Consider the following 16,971-nt stretch of genomic DNA (forward strand, 5'->3'; position numbering starts at 1 on the left):
CGGGTGAACCAGACGTACGGCATCGTGGCGGTGTCGGCGGCGGTCCTGGTGACGCTGGTGATCGGCTCGGTGGGGCTGCGCGTCTCCCGCACCACCTCCGACTTCTACGTCGCCTCCCGCACCGTACCGCCGTACCTCAACGCCATGGCGGTCAGCGGGGAGTACCTCTCGGCCGCCTCCTTCCTCGGCATCGCCGGGCTCGTCGCCGCCGAGGGCGTCGAGATGCTCTGGTTCCCCGTCGGCTACGCGGCCGGCTATCTCGTCCTGCTCGCGTTCGTCGCCGCCCCGCTGCGCCGCTCCGGTGCCTACACCCTGCCCGACTTCGCCGACTCACGGCTCGGGTCCACGGCCGCCCGGCGGGTCGCCGGGGTGCTCGTCGTCGGTGTCGGGTGGCTGTACCTGCTGCCCCAGCTCCAGGGCGCCGGCCTCACCCTCGGCCTGGTCACGGGCGCGCCGCACTGGCTCGGCGGTGTGCTCGTCGCCGTAGTCGTCACGCTCGCCGTGGCCGCCGGCGGCATGCGCGGCATCACCTTCGTCCAGGCGTTCCAGTACTGCCTGAAGCTGACCGCGCTCCTGGTGCCCGCGGTGTTCCTGCTGCTCGCCTGGCACGGCGACCCGCGCCCCGCCCGTGCCATGGAGGAGCCGCCGACCTTCCGCCGGCACACCCAGGTCACCGTCGACAGCACCGTACGGCTGCGGATCGAGGCGCCGCTGCGGGCCGTGGCGAGCGGTGCCGTGGACGGCCGGGCCTACCACGGCGGACCGCTGGTGCTGGACCCCGGGGTGCACGAGATCCGGGCCGGGACCACACTGCGGTTCCCGCCCGGCACCCCGGTGCCCGAGCGCGCGCCCGGCGACGGCCGGCCGGGCGGCGCCGCCGGCTGGGCGGCACCGCTGTCCGGCGGCGAGGAGGAGCACCCGCTCTACGCCACGTACGGGCTGATCTGCGCCACCTTCCTCGGCACCATGGGGCTGCCCCACGTCCTCGTCCGCTTCTACACCAACCCCGACGGCCGCGCCGCCCGGCGCACCACCGTGATCGTGCTCGCTCTCGTCGGCGGCTTCTATCTGCTGCCGCCCCTCTACGGCCTGCTCGGCCGGCTCTACGCCCCCGACCTGCTGCTCACCGGCGACACCGACGCCGCCGTCCTCGTCCTGCCCGAGCGGCTGCTCGGCGGCACCGCCGGTGACCTGCTCGGCGCGCTGATCGCCGCCGGGGCCTGCGCCGCCTTCCTGTCCACCGCCTCCGGGCTCACCCTGTCCGTCGCGGGCGTGCTCAGCCAGGACGTGCTGCCCGCGCTCGGCGTCCGCCGCTTCCGGCTCGCCACGCTGCCGGCGGTGGCCGTGCCCGGCACCGTGAGCGTGGCCGCCGGCCAGCTCCCCGTCGCCAGCGCCGTGGGACTCGCCTTCGCCGTGGCCGCCTCCGCCTTCTGCCCGCTGCTGGTGCTCGGCATCTGGTGGCGCGGGCTGACCCCGCCCGGCGCGATCGCGGGGCTCCTGGCGGGCGGCGGCGGCGCCCTCACCGCCGTCACCCTGACCATCGCCGGGCCGCCGGCCGGCGGCTGGGCGCGCTCCCTGCTCGCCTGGCCCGCCGTGTGGTCCGTCCCGCTCGGCTTCCTGACCATGATCCTGGTGTCCCTGGCCACCCGGCACCGCGTCCCGCCCGGCACCGAGGCCGCCATGGCCCGCCTGCACCTGCCCGAACGCCCGGCCGGCCGGGACCTGCCCAGCACCCGCCGAGGAGTGACGACGCCATGACGACCCGCCCGCTCCGGCCGTCCACGGCCCGTGGCGCGCGCCCGTGAACGGCCTCGCCCTGCTCGCCGCCGGAGCCCCGCTGCTCTTCGCCGCCGGGCTCGCCATCGGTCGCCTGCCGGCCCGCCGGGCGGCCCGGGACGGCACGGACCCCGGCACCCCCGTGGAACGCGCCACCTTCCGCACCCTGCACACCGCCTCGGTGGCCGCGCCCCCGCTGCGCGCCGGACTCACCCCGGACGCCGCCCGCAAGGCGGTCCGCGGGCTCCGGCCGCTGTTCGGCACGGCCGCGCTCGGGCTCACCGCCGAGGACCGGCTGCTGGCCTGGGAGGGACCGGGCCGGCACCACGCGGAGGCGGCCCTGGAACGGGTCCGCCAGGTGCTGGACACCGGCCGCGCGCAGACCTTCGCCGTCGCCTGCGCCGACCCGGACTGCCCGGTGCGCTGGGGCGCCGCCGCGCCGCTCACCGTCGACCGGCGCGTACCCGGCGCCCTCGTCGTGCTCGGCGCGGGGGAGCCGGGGTCCGGGGCCCGGGCCACCGAGGAGGTGGCGCGCTGGGTCTCGGTCCAGCTCGAACTCGCCGACCTGGACCGGACCCGCACCGGGCTGATCGAGGCGGAGGTCCGCGCGCTGCGGGCGCAGATCTCCCCGCACTTCGTCTACAACTCGCTGGCGGCGATCGCGTCCTTCGTCCGTACCGATCCCGAGCGGGCCCGCGAACTGCTGCTGGAGTTCGCCGACTTCGCCCGCTACTCCTTCCGCCGCCACGGCGCGTTCACCACCCTGGCCGAGGAGCTGCGCGCCGTCGAACAGTTCCTGGAGCTGGTCCGGGCCCGGTTCGGGCCGCGGCTGGAGGTCACCCTGCGGATCGCCCCCGAGGTGCTGCCGGTGGCCGTTCCCTTCCTGTGCCTCCAGCCCCTGGTGGAGAACGCGGTCAAGCACGGGCTGGAGGAGAGCGCCGGGCGCGGCCGTATCACGATCACCGCGCGGGACGAGGGGGCGACGGCCCGGATCGTCGTCGAGGACGACGGGGTCGGCGTGGAGCCGGACCGCCTCCGCCGGATCCTGCGCGGCGAGGACGGGCCGACGGCTGGCATCGGGCTGCGCAACGTGGACGAGCGGCTGCGCCAGGTCTACGGCGACGAGCACGGCCTGGTGATCGAGACCGGCGTCGGAGCCGGGACGAAGGTCACCCTCCGTGTCCCCAAGTACCGGCCCGGAGTCCACACCGCGCCCCCGGACACCGCGCCCCCGGACAGCGAACCCCCGGACACCGAGGTGCCGGGGGTCACGGAGCCGGGGGACGGTGGGCTACGACGCCTCGACCGCTGACGTCTCGGTCGCCGACGTCTCGGCCGTCGGCGCGCCGGCCGTCGGCCTCGCGTCCGCCGGCGCCTGTCCGCGCTGCCGCCGCGCCGCCATCACCGCGTAGACGATGATCCCGGCGAACAGGAACAGCACCCCCTGGTACACCGCCGCGTAGCCCGCGCCCGCCATCAGCCAGACGGAGAACGCGGCGGCCACCGCGGTGGTCACGGAGTCCCGCGCCAGCCGCCCCCGGTCGACCGCCCCGGGCCGCCCGGCCACGAGGTGGAAGATCTGCGCGGCGGTGGCCAGCAGGTACGGCACGGTCGCGGTGAACGTGGTCACCAGGACCAGGACGTCGAAGACCTTGGCCGAGCCGGAGAAGTAGTTGTAGACGGTGAGCAGCGAGGCCAGGACCACCGTCACGCCCACGCCGACCGTGGGCACGCCCCGCCGGCGGCGGGCGAAGGCGCTCGGGAACAGTCCGTCGCGCGCCGCCGCGTACGGCGTCTGGGCGCTGAGCAGGGTCCAGCCGTTGAGGCAGCCGGTCATCGACACGAGCGCGGCGAGCGCCACCGCCGTACCGCCCCAGCTGCCCCCGAACATCGTGTTCACGGCGTCCGAGAACGGCGCGGTGGAGGTCACCAGGCGATCGTGCGCGACCGTGCCGAACACCGACATCGTGCCCAGCAGGTACACCAGCGCCGCGCCCGCGGTGCCGATGACGGTGGCGCGGCCCACGTTGCGGCGGGCGTTCCTGACCTCGCCCGCGCTGACGGCGGCGGACTCCACCCCGAGGTAGGAGAAGAGCAGCAGGGCGGCGGAGGCGGACACCGCGCCGACCGCGCCCTGCCCGCTCGCGTTGAACGGGCCGAGCCGGTCCGGGTCGAAGAAGAACAGCCCGCCGACCGCGACCAGCAGCAGCGGTACGAACTTCAGCACGGTGGAGACCAGCTGGACGGCGCCGACGTACCGGGTGCCGGCGAAGTTGGCGAGGGCGGGCAGCCACTGGAGGGTGAGCGCTGCCAGGCAGGCGGTCCAGCGGTGGTCGTTGACCGGGATCAGCACGTCCAGGTAGCCGACGGCGGCGACGGCGAGGGCCGCGTTCGACACCCAGGTGGTGATCCAGTACGACCAGGCCGCGAGGAAGCCGGCGAAGTCGCCGAACGCCTCGCGCGCGTAGACGTAGGGGCCGCCGGTGCGCGGGTCCCGGGCGGCCAGCCGGCCGAAGACCAGGGCGAGCGCGATGGCGCCGACGGTCAGCACGACGAAGGCGACCAGGCTGACCGTGCCGTAAGGGGCGATGGAGGCGGGCAACAGGAAGATGCCGCCGCCGATGATGTTGCCCATGACCAGCGCGGTGGCGACGGGCAGGCCGAACCGGCGGGCGTGCCGGCCGGCGTCGCGGTGCGGGGCCTCGGCGGGAACCGTGGGGGGCGCCGCGGGGGTCTCCGCGGAGGCCGGAGCCGACCGGGCGACGGTTCCGGTGTTGTGCATGGGTGGTGCGCCTCTCATGGAACGGACGTTCCCGGGATCACCGGGACGGGCTCCATGGTCGGGGATGCGCCGATCTGGCTCAAAATCGCCGTTTTTTGTTCCGCGAGGGCCGCTTGATCACGCAAAAAACGTCGCGGTGTGGACCTCCCGCCGCCAGATGTCCGGCGTCGGTCGAGGTCGGTCCGCCGCCCCCGGCCCGCGCACATGCCCCGGACGCCGGGTCGTGATCGCGTGGACGGCCTGCCCGAGGAGCACCTGGAGCTGCTGGACACCGGGGTGAGTGGAGAGACCCCCGACTCCGGTGTGTGGACGCCCCCTTGACGTCGTACCGAGCCGGATCGACACTCCAGGGAGGGAATCCTAGTGAACAGGTAGGAAATCATGACGCGCCTCGCACCGGGCACCGGCCGAACGGACCGGGCCCCGTCGCGCGCGCCCCTGCTCACCTCCCGCCGTCACATCGACCTCCAGCGTGTCTGCAGCGCGATCAGCCGCCACCGCTGAACCGGGCCCCTCGGCCCCCGCCGGCCGGCCGACGCCCGTGCCGGAGCGCCCGTCCGCACGCCCACCACCCGGGGAGACGCATGTCCATCACTCCGCTCGCCGCCGCCCGGCCCGCCCACCGCACCGCCCCCGGGTTCCGGGGCCGGATCGGCCGGGACGCGCGCAGCGGCCACTACGCCGTGCCGCACCGCTACCGGCTCCACCTGTCCACCGCCGGCCCCGACGGGCTGCGCCTCGCCGTCGGCCACAGCCTCCTCGGCCTGGACACCCGTTGTCCGGTCACCCTCCTGCCCGCCGCCCCCGACTGTCCCGACGGCGGCCACACGGCGCTGCGCCCGCTGTACGAGGCGAGCGCCCACCACTACACCGGCCCGGCGCTCGACCCGGTCCTCAGCGACGACTGGTCCGGACGCATCGTCAGCACCCACACCCCCGACATCCTGCGCGACCTGGACCGGTTCCGCCCGGATGACCGCGCCGGCCTGTACCCCGCGGGCCTGGAGTCCGTGATCGAGGCGGTGGAGCGGATGTGCGCCGAGGGTATCGAGGAGGCCGCCCAGCGGGCCGGCCGGGCGGGCGCCCACCCGGAGGAGCGGGCCGCCGCGCTCGACACCCTGCTGGACACCCTCGGCCGGCTGGAGCGCCGGCTGGGCGGGGAGGAGTACCTGGCCGACGGCCGGCTCACCGCCGCCGACATCGAGCTGTGGGTGTCCCTGGTGCAGCTCGACACCGTCCACCGCTGCCATCTCGACGCCTCCGCCGTGCACCGGGTGGCCGGGCACCGCGCGCTGTGGGCCTACGCCCGCCGGCTGGCCGCCCACCCGGCCTTCGGCCGCCATCTCGACCTCGACGGCATCGCCCGCCGCCACCACGGCCGCTGCCAGGGCCTGGAGGCCGCCGGAGCCGCCGTCCAGATCCTGGACTGGGCGGGCCACGCCGCGCACACCCCGGGCGCCTGCCGCAGGTGAGGGCGGTATGCCGGGGTCCACTGGGCGGACGGGCGTTGACATTCGAACAGGCAACTGCCTTACTTACGGCTCAGAATGGTCATGAGCGTCAGCGCCAAGCCCTGGCTCGCTGACCGGCAACCCTCGCACCGCGGTGGGGTGCCCCAGGTGACGACCGGACCGGACGACGCATTCGGTAAGCGCGAGGCTCCCCGGGGCCACGACAGTGACAGGTGACGCCATGTACGCAGCTCCCAGGACGGCCCCGAGCCGCCCCCAGGGCCGCGTGCCGTCGTACGCCGGTCTCCTGGTCGCGGACCGTGCCGTCGATCTGCTCCGTGTGAACAGCGCGCTGTGTACCGCGCCGGGCATCGCCCGCCGCCAGGGCTGACCACTCCTCATCGCCCTCGCGTTCCCGCCGCACACCCCGCTCGCCCGGTGTGCCGTTGTCCGCCCAGCCCCCGGTTAGCGCCGGCCCGTGCGCCGCCCCGTGCCCCAGAGCCGTCGCGGCGCACGCCCGCCCGGCCGCGGCCCGGGGTGTCCGATCCCGCCGGAGCCCCTCATGAGTGAACCCCCAGGCGCCGCCGTCTCCCTCGCCGAGGCGCCCAGACCCACCGACACACCGTCGAAGGACCCCGACGCGCCACTGGTTCGGCCACAGCGCCGGCCCGGCCGGTGGATCGTCACCGCCGTCGTCCTCGTCCTCGTCGCGCAGATCCTGCACGGACTGGTCACGAACCCCTTCTACCAGTGGGACCGCTTCCGCTACTGGTTCCTGCGCCCCGCCGTCCTCGACGGACTCCTCGTCACCCTCGAAGTGGCCGCGCTCAGCGCCGTGCTGGGGCTGCTCGGCGGCGTCCTGCTCGCGCTCGGCCGGCTCTCCGCGAGCCCGGTGCTGCGCGCGGTCGGCTGGACCTACACCTGGCTGTTCCGCTCCGTCCCGCTGATCGTGGTGCTGATCTTCCTGTACAACTTCAGTGCCCTGTACAAGACCCTGAGCCTCGGGGTGCCGTTCGGCCCCGCCTTCGTGACCTTCGACGAGTCCCGGCTGGCCACCGACATGACCATCGCCGTCGTCGGCCTCACCCTCAACGAGGCGGCGTACGCGGCCGAGGTGGTCCGCGGCGGCATCCTCTCCGTCGACCAGGGCCAGCACGAGGCCGCCGCCGCGCTCGGCCTGCCCCGGGGCCACCGGTTCCGCAGGATCGTCCTCCCGCAGGCCCTCAGGTCCATCACCCCCAACTACGTCAACCAGCTGATCGGCCTGATCAAGAGCACGTCCCTGGTGTTCTACGTGTCCCTGCTCGACCTGTTCGGCGTGGTGCAGTCGATGGGCAGCACCTACCCCGGCGACGTGGTACCGCTGCTGATGGTCGCCACCGTCTGGTACCTGATCCTGACCAGCGCCGTCTCCGTCGCCCAGTTCTACGTCGAGCGGTACTACGCCCGCGGCGCCACTCGCGCCCTGCCGCCGACCCCGCTCCAGCGGCTGCGCGCCCAACTCACGGAGCTGCGCGCCCGGTTGCGCCGGGAAACCGCCGTATGACCACCGCGCGGACCCCCGGAAAGACGCCCGGAAAGACGCCCGGAAAGACGCCCGGAAAGGCGCCCGGAAAGACCACGCCCGCCTCGCCGGATGCCGACACCCGAACGACAAGGACAGCCATGCCCAGCCAGTTCTCCCGACGCCGCCTCGTCCGCGGCCTCACCGCGGCGACCACGACCCTCTCCCTGGCCGGCGGACTCGCCGCCTGCGGGGGAGACGGCGACGCCGCCACCACCGCCGGCCCGGCCGGCACGGTGACCGTGGGCCGGCTGTCCAACGGGGCCGCCGAACCGACCGAGTTGAAGGTCTCCGAGGTCAAGTCCATCAGCGCCCGCCTGCCCGCCTCCGTCCGCGAGAGCGGCAAGCTCGTCATCGGCGTCGGCGGCCTGCCCTCCGGCTCCGCACCCCTGAACTTCGTGGGCAGCGACCAGAAGACCCTCACCGGCTCCGAACCCGACCTCGGCCGGCTGGTGGCCGCGGTGCTCGGCCTCAAGCCCGAACTGCGCAACTCCACCTGGGAGAACCTCTTCGTCGGCCTCGACAGCGGCAGGACCGACGTCGCCTTCTCCAACGTCACCGTCACCGAGGAACGCAAGAAGAAGTACGAGTTCGCCTCCTACCGCAAGGACGACCTGGCCTTCGAGGTACCGAAGAAGAGCACCTGGAACTTCGACGGTGACTACGAGAACCTCGCCGGCAAGACGGTCACCGTCGGCGCCGGCACCAACCAGGAGAAGATCCTGCTGGAGTGGAAGGCCAGACTGGCCAAGGAGGGCAAGAAGCTCACCGTCAAGTACTTCCCGGACCAGAACGCCATCAACCTGGCGCTGCGCAGCGGCAAGGTCGACGCCTTCCTCGGCCCCGGCCCCGCCGTCGCCTACCGCGCCCGGCAGACCGCGCGCACCCCCGATCCGACCCGCAACGCGGGCACCTTCTCCGGCGCCGGCGAGACCGTCCAGGGCCTGATCGCCGCCACCGCCAAGAAGGACAGCGGACTGGCCGAGCCGCTCGCCGACGCCCTGAACCACCTCATCGACCACGGGCAGTACGACAAGTGGCTCGCCGCCTACAACCTGTCGGACGAAGCCGTGCCCAAGTCCGAGATCAACCCGCCCGGCCTGCCCCTGGACAACTCCTGAGCGGGCCCGGGAACAACCCGCGGCGGCGAGGCGTTGACCGTCATGACGAGATCCATCCGGCGGACGCCGAACCGGCCCGCCGCGACCGACGGAGGGAGGTGACGGCCGTGACCCGGATGCCCGGACAGACCCGTCCGCCGCGCGTGCCGTGCCCGTACCGCTCCGTCCGGCTGCACTCCCGGCCGCACATAGACCTCCAGCGCGTGTCCGCCGCGCTCTGTCGCCGCTGACCCCCGCCCGGACCCCCGGCCCGGCAGCTCCTCCCGTTTCCCCTTCCGCTTCCCCTTTCGCGCGCCCGCCCGGCCCTCGCCGCGTGCACCCCCCGGCCCGTGCCCGGCCGCGCGCCGCTCACCGACGTACGGACATCAAGGAAGGCACCGACGTGTCGCCGACTCCCTCCGCACACCTGCATCTCGCCGTCGCCCTGGACGGCACCGGCTGGCATCCCGCGTCCTGGCGCGAGCCGGCCGCCCGCCCCCGGGACCTGTTCACCGCCGGCTACTGGGCCGAGCAGATCACCGAGGCCGAACGCGGTCTGCTCGACTTCGTGACCATCGAGGACGGCCTCGCCCCGCAGTCCTCCCGGCTCCTGGCGCCCGACGAGCGCACCGACCAGGTCCGCGGCCGGCTCGACGCGGTCCTCGTCGCCTCCCGCGTCGCCCCGCTCACCCGGCACATAGGCCTGGTCCCGACCGTGGTGGCCACCCACACCGAGCCGTTCCACATCTCCAAGGCCATCGCCACCCTGGACTACGTCAGCACCGGACGCGCGGGCCTGCGCGTCCGGATCAGCGCCCGCCCCGACGAGGCCGCCCACTTCGGCCGCCGCACCATCGGCCGGATCGACTCCTACGACGGCCCGGAGGCACGGGAACCGCTCACCGACCTGTTCGACGAGGCCGCCGATTACGTGGAGGTCGTCCGCCGGCTCTGGGACAGCTGGGAGGACGACGCCGAGATCCGGGACGCGGCCACCGGCCGCTTCATCGACCGGGACAAGCTGCACTACATCGACTTCGAGGGCCGTTTCTTCAGCGTCAAGGGCCCCTCCATCACCCCCCGCCCGCCACAGGGCCAGCCGCTGGTCACCGCCCTCGCCCACCAGACGATCCCGTACCGGCTGGTGGCCCGCCAGGCCGACATCGGCTACGTCACCCCGCACGACGCGGACCAGGCCCGCGCCATCGTCGCCGAGATCCGCGCCGAGCAGCGGGCGGCCGGCCGCGCCGGAGAGCCGCTGCACGTCTTCGGGGACCTCGTCGTCCTCCTCGACGACAGCGAGGCCTCGGCACGGGCCCGGCTGGACCGGCTCGACACGCTCGCGGGCGAGCAGTACACCGGCGACGCCCGGATCTTCACCGGCACGGCCGCCCAACTGGCCGACCTGCTGGACGAGTTGGCGGCAGCCGGACTGGCCGGCTTCCGGCTGCGGCCCGCCGTCACCGGACACGACCTGCCCCGCATCACCCGGGACCTGGTGCCCGAACTCCAGCGCCGCCACCGCTTCCGCACGGCCTACGACGCCACCACCCTGCGCGGCCTCCTCGGCCTCACCCGCCCCGCCAACCGCTACGCCACAGCCGCCGCCTGAGCCGGGAGGACTCGCCCCACCATGAGCAAGCCGCTGAAGCAGATCCACCTGGCCGCCCACTTCCCCGGTGTCAACAACACCACCGTCTGGAGTGACCCGGCCGCCGGCAGCCACATCGAGTTCAGCTCGTTCGCGCACTTCGCCCGGACCGCCGAACGCGCCAAGTTCGACTTCCTGTTCCTCGCCGAGGGACTGAGGCTGCGCGAACAGGGCGGCAAGATCTACGACCTGGACGTGGTCGGCCGCCCCGACACCTTCACCGTGCTCGCCGCGCTGGCCGCCGTCACCGACCGGCTCGGCCTGACCGGCACCATCAACTCCACGTTCAACGAACCGTACGAGGTGGCCCGCCAGTTCGCCAGCCTCGACCACCTCTCCGGCGGCCGGTCCGCGTGGAACGTGGTCACCTCCTGGGACGCCTTCACCGGCGAGAACTTCCGGCGTGGCGGCTTCCTGCCGCAGGAGGAGCGCTACTCCCGCGCCAAGGAGTTCCTCGCCACCGCGCACGAGCTGTTCGACTCCTGGCGCGGCGACGAGATCCTCGCCGACCAGGCCACCGGCGCCTTCCTGCGCAACGCCCGGGCCGGCGCGTTCACGCACCGGGGACAGCACTTCGACATCGAGGGCCGGTTCAACGTCCCGCGCTCCCCGCAGGGCCGCCCGGTCATCTTCCAGGCCGGCGACTCCGACGAGGGCCGCGAGTTCGCCGCCGCCGACGCGGACGCCATCTTCAGCCGGTACTCCACCCTGAAGGAGGGCCAGGCGTTCTACACGGACGTCAAGTCCCGCCTCGCCAAGTACGGCCGCCGCCCCGAGGAGCTGCTCATCCTGCCCGCCGCGACCTTCGTGCTCGGCGACACCGACGAGGAGGCCGCCGAACTCGCCCACGAGGTCCGCCGGCAGCAGGTCAGCGGCGCCACCGCGATCAAGCACCTGGAATTCGTGTGGAACCGGGACCTGTCGGCGTACGACCCCGACGGGCCGCTGCCCGACGTGGACCCGGTGGTCGCCGAGGAGCACATCTCCCGGGGCCGCGCCCAGGTGCGGATGTACCGCGACCCGGTCGCCATCGCCCGCGAGTGGCGGCAGCTCGCCGAGGCCAACAAGTGGTCCATCCGCGACCTGGTCATCCACACCGGCAACCGGCAGACCTTCATCGGCTCGCCCGCCACCGTCGCGCGGACCATCAACGAGTTCGTCCAGGCCGACGCCTCCGACGGCTTCATCCTCGTCCCGCACATCACCCCCGGCGGGCTCGACCCGTTCGCCGACCAGGTGGTCCCGCTGCTCCAAGAACAGGGCGTTTTCCGCGCCGACTACGAGGGCACGACCCTGCGCGACCACCTGGGCCTCGCCCACCCCGACGCCGGCCGCCGCTCCGGAGCCCCGGCCGAGCGGGCCGAGCGGGCCGCGTCGTGAGGTTCCTCGCCATCACCCTGATCGTGCACCGCCCCGACCCCGCCACCGGACTGCCGGGGCCGGCGCACGAGCGGTTCCGGGAGGTACTGGACAACGCGATCCTGGCGGAGGAACTGGGCTTCGACGGGTTCGGCGTGGGGGAGCGGCACGAACGGCCGTTCCTCTCCTCCGCGCCGACGGTGGTGCTCGCCCACATCGCCGCCCTCACCCGCCGCATCCGGCTGTTCACCGCCGTCACCACGCTCAGCCTGCTCGACCCGGTCCGCGCCTACGAGGACTACGCCACCCTGGACCACCTGTCCGACGGCCGGCTGGACCTGATCATCGGCAAGGGCAACGGCTCCGCGCAGCGCGAGCTGTTCCAGGTCACCCCCGAGGACCAGTGGGCCCGCAACGCCGAGAGCTACGAGGTGTTCCGGCGGCTGTGGCGCGAGGACAAGGTCACCGCCGACACCCGGTTCCGGCCGCCGCTGAAGGACGCCGAGGTGTGGCCGCGGCCGTACCAGCGGCCGGTGCGGGTCTGGCACGGCAGCGCCACCAGCGAGGAGTCCGTCGACCTCGCGGCACGCTACGGCGACCCGCTGTTCTCGGCGAACGTCACCCACCCCATCGAGCCGTACGCCGCGCTGATCCGCCACTACCGGGAACGCTGGGCGCACTACGGCCACGACCCGGCGGACATCGCGGTGGGCGCGGGCACGGCCGGACTGTACGTCGCCCGTACCTCGCAGGAGGCGCTGACGGCGTACCGCCCGGTCTTCGAGGCCAACCTGGCCTTCCAGCGGGCGGCCGGCCTGCCCGTGGTCTTCGAGACCCTGGAGGACTTCGTCGCCCGCAGCTCGGCCCTGATCGGCAGCCCCGAGCAGGTGATCGACAAGGTGCACCGCTACCACGAGGAGTTCGGGCACACCGTGCTGCACGTGGGAGCGGACGCGAACGGGCTGACGCCCACCCGGCACCGCGACTCCCTCGAACTCTTCCAGTCCGAGGTCGCCCCGGTACTGCGCCGCCACATCCCCGACCCCCCGTTCCCCTGGGCCCCGGCCGCTCCCCGCCCGACGCCCGCGCCGGCCCCCGTGCCGGCCGGCCACTGAGCCGCCTCCTGTCCACACGAGCGCACACCCCGAGCTTCGTACCGAGGAGATGGACATGACCACCGTCACCGATCCCGGCACCCACCTCGTCATCCACCGGACCGGCCCGCGCATCGGCGCGGAGGTGACCGGCGTCGACCTGACCCGCCCCGTCGACACGGCCACCGCCGACGCGCTGCGCGCCGCCTTCCGCGACCACAAGGTGCTGGTCTTCCGCGACCAGCACCTGACACCCCGGCAGCACGTCGAGGCCGTCCGGCTGTTCGCCGAGCCGTTCGACCACCCCACCGCCGCGCGCCACCCGGACCACCCGCTGGTCTACCCCTACAACGTGCGGCACACCGGCAAGGCCAGCACCTGGCACATCGGCGGCCTGTGGCGCACCCCCGCCTTCGCCATCGAGTCACTGACCTACGACGAGGTGCCCGAACTCGGCGGCCACACCCTGTGGGCCGACCTCCAGGCCGCCTACGACGAGCTGTCGGAGCCCTTCAAGACGCTGCTGGCCGGCGTCAACGCGGTCTACGACGGCAACCCGGAGAACTACGCGCAGGGCAGCCGGAAGACCGCCCCGGGCCAGACCACCACCGAACACCCGGTCGTCCTCGAACACCCGCTCACCGGACGCAAGGGACTCTTCCTCAGCTCCTCCGCGCTCGGGCTCACCGGCGTCACCGAGCAGGAGGGCCGCGTCCTGCTCGACCACCTCCTGCGGCACGCCGCCTCGCCGGACTACACGATCCGCTTCGGCTGGCGTCCCGGCGACTTCGTGCTCTGGGACAACCAGGCCACCTGGCACTACGCCGTCGACGACTACGGCGACGGCGCCCGCGTCTACCGCAAGGTCATCGGCGTGGAGCCGCTGCGCACCGCGTCCTGAGCGGAAAACGGCACGGCGTGGGCGCGGACGTCACCTCCCCCGTAGGTGACGTCCGCGCCCGTTCCCCCCGGTGCCGGACTGTGGCTCAGCGCCGTCCGTGTGCCCTCACCAGCACATGACCGCCGTCTCTCCCGACCCCCACGTGGAGTACAGGCGGACCCGGACGGTGTAGCGGCGGCCCTTGACGAGCCGGACCCGGACGGCGGCGTTGTCCGGCGTGCCGCCGTCGTCCCGTCCCGTGAGGAAGCGCGGTTCCCCGTCCCGCTCCTCGAAGACCACCAGCACGGTGTCGGCCTCGCCGAAGGTGCCCACGGTGTACTCGCGGGTCTCCGACGGCTCGACGGCGAAGTCCGCCTGCTCGCCCGGCCCGAGGCCGAGCGGCACCGACCGGAACGGCGCCAGCGCGGCCGGCTCCGCCGGACCGGCGGGCGGATACCAGCGCAGCACGAACTCCTTGTCGGCCGGGGAGGGGCTGCCGGGCGGCCGCAGCCCCCCGCGGTACTGCTCCGGCTCCAGCACCAGTCCCGGCCCGAGCGGCAGCGTCATCACCGACTGCGGATCCCACGCCGGTGCCCCCGTGTCACAGGCGTCCAGCCGGTCCAGCACGTTGGTGTACGTCGTCTCCCGGCTCCAGAAGTTGGGCGGTCCGGCCAGCTCCGCGTACACCGCCTCGTCGTCCCAGTGCAGCCCCGCGTACGGGCTCTGGTGCTCGTGCACCATGCCGAGCGCGTGCCCGATCTGGTGCAGGACCGTGCCGCGCTCCCCGGGCGCGGTCACATCCCAGCCGAGGTTCATGGTGCGCTCGCCCCGGCCCGCCGCCAGCGCGTCCCGGCCCACCGCCGACCAGGACCCGGCACCGGCCTGGAAACCGATCCGCAACTCCGCCTCGTGCCGGTCGGCGACCTCGGCGAAGGTGACGCCGATGCCGAGGTCCTGCCACTCGCGGAAGCAGTCGCGGACCACCTCCCGCTGCCCCTCCCCGCCCGCCCACGGCACCCGGCGCAGCTCCCCGGTCCCGGGGACCGGGATGACCGAGGCGTCCGTGCGGGCGTCCAGGAAGCAGTAGTGCAGCACCGTGCCGTTGACCCACATCCGCCGCCCGGCGAGCAGGGCGCCCAGCCGCTCGGCGGTCAGTCCCGGCGGATACGACGGGACCGGCTGCCGCGGAAGCGAGCAGAGGCGTCGGGTCATGGCCTCAGAGTGCCGCCCGCCCCGGCCGCACACCTGAGTCGGGGGCTACTCAAGTCGCCCTGTATCAGGACCGAGTACCCGCGCTCAGCATGGTGTGAGGACTTACCGACAGGACGCGAAGACCCTGGAACTGCCCTGGCCGTTCACCGGCCGGACGGAGGAACTGGAGCGGGTGCGGGCCGCGTTGGCCGGGGGCCGGCCCGGCATCGTGGTGACCGCACCGGCGGGCCACGGCAAGACCCGGCTGATCACCGAGGCGGTCCGGGGCCTGGACCACGCCCGGGTGACCGGCACGCCCGAGGCCCGGGACCTGCCGCTCGCGGCGTTCGCCCCTCTGCTCCCCGACACCGCGTCGCTGCACCACGCGGTCCGCGCACTGTCCGGCGTACGGGTCCTCGTCGTGGACGACGCCCAGCTGCTGGACGAGACCTCCGCGGCCCTGGTCCACCAGCTGGCCGTGCACGGCCGCACCCGGCTGATCGTGGCCGCCGCGGACGGGGTACCGGCGCCCGAAGCGGTGTCCCGGCTGTGGACCGGGGAACTGCTGCCCCGGCTGGCCCTCGGCCCGCTGCCCCGCGAGGACACCGCCCGGCTGCTCGCCGGCGCCGAACTGGAGCCGCTCACCGCGCGCCGGCTCCACCAGGCCTGCCAGGGCGACCTGCGCCTCCTGCGCGACCTGCTGACCGCACTCACCGAATCCGGCCCGCCGACGTCCGTTCCGGGGGCGGAGCCTGCCGCAGCCGATGGGCCGGTGCCCGGCCCGGGAGCGGTGCTCGCCGCATCCGGGATGCCGACGCCCCACCCGGGGGCGGTATGCGCGGGGTGCGGGGTGCCGGCGTCCGCTCCGGGGACCGCGCTCGCTCGATCCGGGCTGTCGGCAGCCGCTGTGCCGGCCGGGATCGCCGGATCCGTGGGGGTGATGCCCGTTTGGGGGGCCGGGCTCGCCGGGCCCGGCCGGCTGGAGGCCGTTCCCGGTACCGGCGAGCGGGCCTGGCGGGGGCCGTTGCCGGTCACCCCGGCGGTCCGGGAACGGCTCGCCCCCGCCCTGGAGCGGTCCGGCCCCGGCGAACGCGACATCCTGGACCGTCTAGCCTTCGCCGAACCCCTGCCCGTGCCGCTGGACGAACTGGACGAGCTCGCCCCCGCCGCCCTCGAACGCCTGGAGGCGGACGGCCTGATCGATGTCGGCGACCGGGGCGGAGTCACCCTCGCCCACCCCCTGCACGGCACCGTGCTGCGCGCCACGGCCGGCCGGCTGCGGGCCCGGCGGCTGGGCGGGGCGGCCCCCGCGTACGGACCGGCGCTGGACGCCGAACGGCACACCCTGGCACGACGCATGGAGCGGCTGGACGTCCGGCCGGTGCCCACGCCGGTGGGGGACTGGCTGGTGGCGCACGGCGGCTTGCCGCCCGCCCGGTACGCCGAGGTCCGCGCCCGGTTCGCGCGCCTGCGCGGCGAGCTGCGCGACGCGGCGGCCTGGGCCCGGGAGGGGCTGCGGGCGACCCCCTCGGACGACGGCTGCCGCGGCGAACTCAGCTTGGCCGACGGCCAACCGGACGAGACGGCCGGCCCGGACGACGTCCACGCCCGCTACGCCGCCGTACGCCTCGGGCAGCCCGCCCGGGCCGCCGGGCGGCTGCCGGCCGGCAGCGTGCTCGCCCGGCACGCCGACGCCCTCGCACGCGCGGACGGGCCCGCGCTGGACCGGGCCGCCGAGGCGCTGGCGGAACGGGGCTTCACGCTCTACGCGGCGGAGGCGTACGCGCAGGCCGCCCGGGCACACCGGGATCCGAGCGCCGCGAGGCGTTCCCGGACCAGGGCCGTGGCCCTGGCCCGCCGCTGCCAGGGCGCGAGCACACCCGCGCCGGCCGGACCGGCCCTCGGCGAACTCACCGCCCGTCAGCGGCAGATCGTCACCCTGGCCGCGGCCGGGCTGAGCAACCGGGAGATCGCCGAGAAGCTGACGCTGTCGGTACGGACGGTGGGCAACCACCTGTACGGCGCGTACACCCGGCTCGGCACGGGGGACCGGGCCGCGCTGCCCTGGCTACTGGACGGCCCCGACCGGGAGACGGCATGACAGCCGCCGCCCGCCGCCCGGG

15 protein-coding genes and 1 riboswitch are annotated in these 16,971 nt (G+C 74.4%); of the genes, 13 read left to right on the forward strand and 2 right to left on the reverse strand.

Annotated elements, in window-relative coordinates; genetic code table 11:
• Positions 1-3: 3 nt before the first annotated feature.
• Both ABD350_RS20350 and ABD350_RS20355 read left to right on the forward strand, forming a co-directional pair.
• Positions 4-1,758, forward strand: coding sequence for a sodium/solute symporter (locus ABD350_RS20350; protein WP_344349623.1), 1,755 nt, complete (start codon positions 4-6; stop codon positions 1,756-1,758).
• A gap of 43 nt (positions 1,759-1,801) precedes the next feature.
• Complete coding sequence (locus ABD350_RS20355; RefSeq protein WP_344349624.1) at positions 1,802-3,088, forward strand: sensor histidine kinase; 1,287 nt, start codon at positions 1,802-1,804, stop codon at positions 3,086-3,088.
• Here ABD350_RS20355 and ABD350_RS20360 read toward each other — a convergent pair.
• Positions 3,068-4,558, reverse strand: a complete 1,491-nt coding sequence (locus ABD350_RS20360) for an amino acid permease (RefSeq protein ID WP_344349625.1) — start codon at positions 4,556-4,558, stop codon at positions 3,068-3,070. The two genes, ABD350_RS20355 and ABD350_RS20360, sit on opposite strands and share 21 nt — an antisense overlap.
• A 381-nt stretch (positions 4,559-4,939) precedes the next feature.
• Between ABD350_RS20360 and ABD350_RS20365 the strand changes: the two genes are divergently transcribed.
• The 10 genes from ABD350_RS20365 (at position 4,940) to ABD350_RS20405 (ending at position 13,678) form a co-directional block, all read left to right on the forward strand.
• Positions 4,940-5,062: a putative leader peptide gene (locus ABD350_RS20365; RefSeq protein ID WP_344349626.1), complete on the forward strand. Its 123-nt coding sequence runs from the start codon at positions 4,940-4,942 to the stop codon at positions 5,060-5,062.
• 80 nt (positions 5,063-5,142) lie between these two features.
• Positions 5,143-6,030, forward strand: coding sequence for a glutathione S-transferase C-terminal domain-containing protein (locus ABD350_RS20370; RefSeq protein ID WP_344349627.1), 888 nt, complete (start codon positions 5,143-5,145; stop codon positions 6,028-6,030).
• A 77-nt stretch (positions 6,031-6,107) separates the two neighbouring features.
• A riboswitch (SAM riboswitch) is annotated at positions 6,108-6,218 on the forward strand.
• A 32-nt stretch (positions 6,219-6,250) separates the two neighbouring features.
• A complete protein-coding gene (locus tag ABD350_RS20375) occupies positions 6,251-6,400 on the forward strand; it encodes a hypothetical protein (protein WP_344349628.1) in 150 nt (49 codons plus the stop codon).
• Positions 6,401-6,571: 171 nt separating this feature from the next.
• Positions 6,572-7,555 (forward strand): amino acid ABC transporter permease, encoded by a 984-nt coding sequence (locus ABD350_RS20380; protein ID WP_344349629.1) that lies wholly within the window; start codon positions 6,572-6,574, stop codon positions 7,553-7,555.
• A gap of 119 nt (positions 7,556-7,674) precedes the next feature.
• The gene (locus ABD350_RS20385; RefSeq protein ID WP_344349631.1) at positions 7,675-8,694 is read left to right on the forward strand and encodes an ABC transporter substrate-binding protein; all 1,020 of its coding nucleotides are present in this window, start codon (positions 7,675-7,677) and stop codon (positions 8,692-8,694) included.
• A gap of 116 nt (positions 8,695-8,810) precedes the next feature.
• A complete protein-coding gene (locus tag ABD350_RS38000) occupies positions 8,811-8,924 on the forward strand; it encodes a putative leader peptide (RefSeq protein ID WP_382466714.1) in 114 nt (37 codons plus the stop codon).
• 152 nt (positions 8,925-9,076) lie between these two features.
• Positions 9,077-10,285, forward strand: a complete 1,209-nt coding sequence (locus tag ABD350_RS20390) for an LLM class flavin-dependent oxidoreductase (RefSeq protein ID WP_344349632.1) — start codon at positions 9,077-9,079, stop codon at positions 10,283-10,285.
• Positions 10,286-10,306: 21 nt separating this feature from the next.
• Positions 10,307-11,704, forward strand: a complete 1,398-nt coding sequence (locus ABD350_RS20395) for an NtaA/DmoA family FMN-dependent monooxygenase (protein WP_344349633.1) — start codon at positions 10,307-10,309, stop codon at positions 11,702-11,704.
• Entirely contained in the window at positions 11,701-12,798 is a 1,098-nt protein-coding gene (locus ABD350_RS20400) for an LLM class flavin-dependent oxidoreductase (protein WP_344349634.1), read from the forward strand. Before ABD350_RS20395 ends, ABD350_RS20400 begins: the two co-directional genes overlap by 4 nt.
• Positions 12,799-12,853: 55 nt before the next feature.
• The gene (locus tag ABD350_RS20405) at positions 12,854-13,678 is read left to right on the forward strand and encodes a TauD/TfdA dioxygenase family protein (protein WP_344349636.1); all 825 of its coding nucleotides are present in this window, start codon (positions 12,854-12,856) and stop codon (positions 13,676-13,678) included.
• A 105-nt stretch (positions 13,679-13,783) separates the two neighbouring features.
• On the opposite strand, the gene absR1 is transcribed toward ABD350_RS20405, so the two are convergent.
• Positions 13,784-14,869, reverse strand: coding sequence for a beta-glucuronidase AbsR1 (gene absR1 / locus ABD350_RS20410; protein ID WP_344349637.1), 1,086 nt, complete (start codon positions 14,867-14,869; stop codon positions 13,784-13,786).
• 94 nt (positions 14,870-14,963) lie between these two features.
• Here absR1 and ABD350_RS20415 point away from each other — a divergent pair, with 94 nt between their 5' ends.
• Positions 14,964-16,949, forward strand: coding sequence for a helix-turn-helix transcriptional regulator (locus ABD350_RS20415; RefSeq protein ID WP_344349638.1), 1,986 nt, complete (start codon positions 14,964-14,966; stop codon positions 16,947-16,949).
• The last annotated feature ends 22 nt before the right edge of the window (positions 16,950-16,971 follow it).

Source organism: Streptomyces nogalater, from assembly GCF_039532885.1.
GTDB classification, from domain to species: Bacteria; Actinomycetota; Actinomycetes; order Streptomycetales; family Streptomycetaceae; genus Streptomyces; species Streptomyces nogalater.

Excerpts from the sequence above, each read along its gene's own strand:
- ABD350_RS20360 (WP_344349625.1), bottom strand. The coding sequence starts at position 4,558 with ATGCACAACACCGGAACCGTCGCCCGGTCGGCTCCGGCCTCCGCGGAG.
- ABD350_RS20365 (WP_344349626.1), top strand. The coding sequence starts at position 4,940 with ATGACGCGCCTCGCACCGGGCACCGGCCGAACGGACCGGGCCCCGTCG.
- ABD350_RS20370 (WP_344349627.1), top strand. The coding sequence starts at position 5,143 with ATGTCCATCACTCCGCTCGCCGCCGCCCGGCCCGCCCACCGCACCGCC.
- ABD350_RS20375 (WP_344349628.1), top strand. The coding sequence starts at position 6,251 with ATGTACGCAGCTCCCAGGACGGCCCCGAGCCGCCCCCAGGGCCGCGTG.
- ABD350_RS20380 (WP_344349629.1), top strand. The coding sequence starts at position 6,572 with ATGAGTGAACCCCCAGGCGCCGCCGTCTCCCTCGCCGAGGCGCCCAGA.
- ABD350_RS20385 (WP_344349631.1), top strand. The coding sequence starts at position 7,675 with ATGCCCAGCCAGTTCTCCCGACGCCGCCTCGTCCGCGGCCTCACCGCG.
- ABD350_RS38000 (WP_382466714.1), top strand. The coding sequence starts at position 8,811 with ATGCCCGGACAGACCCGTCCGCCGCGCGTGCCGTGCCCGTACCGCTCC.
- ABD350_RS20395 (WP_344349633.1), top strand. The coding sequence starts at position 10,307 with ATGAGCAAGCCGCTGAAGCAGATCCACCTGGCCGCCCACTTCCCCGGT.
- ABD350_RS20405 (WP_344349636.1), top strand. The coding sequence starts at position 12,854 with ATGACCACCGTCACCGATCCCGGCACCCACCTCGTCATCCACCGGACC.
- absR1 (WP_344349637.1), bottom strand. The coding sequence starts at position 14,869 with ATGACCCGACGCCTCTGCTCGCTTCCGCGGCAGCCGGTCCCGTCGTAT.